This is a genomic window from Streptomyces sp. C, from assembly GCF_000158895.1.
Taxonomy (GTDB): Bacteria; Actinomycetota; Actinomycetes; order Streptomycetales; family Streptomycetaceae; genus Streptomyces; species Streptomyces racemochromogenes.
On record NZ_GG657750.1, the window covers coordinates 4,166,194 to 4,168,067 of the forward strand.

The window sequence follows — 1,874 nt, forward strand, 5'->3', positions numbered from 1 at the left end:
TGTCCCTAGTACGAGAGGACCGGGACGGACGAACCTCTGGTGTGCCAGTTGTCCTGCCAAGGGCATGGCTGGTTGGCTACGTTCGGGAGGGATAACCGCTGAAAGCATCTAAGCGGGAAGCCTGCTTCAAGATGAGTATTCCCACCTCCTTGAGAGGGTAAGGCTCCCAGTAGACGACTGGGTTGATAGGCCAGATGTGGAAGCCCGGTAACGGGTGGAGCTGACTGGTACTAATAGGCCGAGGGCTTGTCCTCAGTTGCTCGCGTCCACTGTGTTAGTTCTGAAGTAACGAACTCGCCTTGCCGGCTGGAGTTCCAACTTCATAGTGTTTCGGTGGTCATAGCGTTAGGGAAACGCCCGGTTACATTCCGAACCCGGAAGCTAAGCCTTTCAGCGCCGATGGTACTGCAGGGGGGACCCTGTGGGAGAGTAGGACGCCGCCGAACAATCTTTGTGGGAAAGCCCCGCACCTTATGGTGCGGGGCTTTTCTGCGTTCACGGGCCGTTAGCCGGCCTCGGCGTGCGGATATCGCGTTGACCTGCGGAGGGGCGGGCGTTTGGATTCGGTGCATGAACCAGCATGTGATCCGGTCCGTACGGGCCGACGAGTGGCAGAAGGTCAAGGAGCTCCGGCTCGCCGCGCTGAGTGATCCTGCGGCGTCGATGGCGTTCCTGGAGACCGTCGAGCAGGCCGCCGCCAAGCCCGACGCGTTCTGGCAGGACCGGGCGGCCGGCGCGGCGGAGGGGGTGCACGTGCGGCAGTTCGTCGCGGAGGCGCCCGACGGGCGGTGGGACGGGTCCGTCACCGTGTTCGTCGAGGCCGCGGGCGACAGCGACTTCCTGGAGCAGGTCGTCGAGGCCGACCAGGGGCATGTCGTGGGGGTGTTCGTGCGTCCCGAGCAGCGGGGGAGCGGGCTGACCGACGCGCTGTTCGCCGCGGCCCTGGAGTGGGTGTGGGCGCGCAAGGAGCCGGTGCTGGACCGCGTACGGCTCTTCGTGCACGGCGACAACGAGCGGGCCGCCGGCTTCTACCGGCGGTTCGGGTTCCGGGCGAGCGGGCTGGTGATCCCCAAGCCGGGCGACCCGACCGCGAAGGAGCACGAGTACGTGATCGCCCGGCCCTAGCGGGCGTCGGCGGGCCACTCCGGCCAGCGGGAGCGCGCCTGTTCGCGGCTGCGGCAGAGGGCCAGGAGGGGGAGGGTGACGTCGTCGAGGAGCTCCGGGAGCTGCGGGACGGGGGCGACGGCCGCCACGTCCTCCAGGACCAGGGTCAGTGGTGGGTCGAGCCGGCCGTGGGATGACCGTGCGGCCATGCGGCGGCCGTGCTCGACCACGTCTGCGGCGAGGGCGGTGAGGAGGGGCATCGCACCCGGGTGGGTGCGGGGGTCCTCCAGCGGTTCACCCAGTACGTAGAGGGTGCCCCCTTCGGCGGTGAACGATGCCAGGGTGAGGGAATCCGTGCGGTTCGGTTTGCAGGCCTCGCGGATGTGGATCGAGGTCAGGCAGGACAGGGCTCGGGCCGTCACCTGCTGGGCCTGCTCGCGGCGTTCGGGGTGGGCGGTGAGGGCGCTTTCGAGCTCGCCGGCGCTGCCGGGGGCCGCCTGGGGGTGTGTGCGCAGGATGCGCACCGGTTCCTGGGCGGCGGTGCCCTGGGCCCAGCGGGCCAACTGCTTGAACGGGAGGCCGTCGAGGGCGGCGGCCTGGAGCCAGCTGCGCAGTAGGGTCTCGGCGGTGTCCGCGAGGGCGCTGTCCATACGGGCCTGGGGGCGTACGGGGGCCAGCAGGGCGACCGCCCGGGCGGCGGCGGTGTCCCGGTCGGCGCAGCCGTCGGTGGGGTTCCAGTGCATGCGGGCCGGGGTGTCGCACAGGTGCGA

General features: G+C 69.3%; 1 protein-coding gene, 1 rRNA gene, 1 pseudogene and 1 other annotated feature (1 of these 4 running past the window's edge). Of the genes and pseudogenes, 2 read left to right on the forward strand and 1 reads right to left on the reverse strand.

The window, feature by feature from the left end; all coding sequences use genetic code 11:
- Positions 1–254, forward strand: a sequence feature (mutual gap in cmsearch alignment for this rRNA model is longer than 100); it begins 2,802 nt to the left of the window's first position.
- A 75-nt stretch (positions 255–329) separates the two neighbouring features.
- A 5S ribosomal RNA gene (gene rrf / locus SSNG_RS18670) occupies positions 330–446 on the forward strand.
- Positions 447–570: 124 nt separating this feature from the next.
- On the forward strand, positions 571–1,125 hold the full coding sequence (locus tag SSNG_RS18675; protein ID WP_007265424.1) for a GNAT family N-acetyltransferase: 555 nt from the start codon (positions 571–573) through the stop codon (positions 1,123–1,125).
- On the opposite strand, the pseudogene SSNG_RS18680 reads toward SSNG_RS18675, so the two are convergent.
- Positions 1,122–1,874 (reverse strand): annotated as a pseudogene (locus SSNG_RS18680) (type VI secretion protein); the annotation flags it as partial. The gene SSNG_RS18675 and the pseudogene SSNG_RS18680 sit on opposite strands and share 4 nt — an antisense overlap.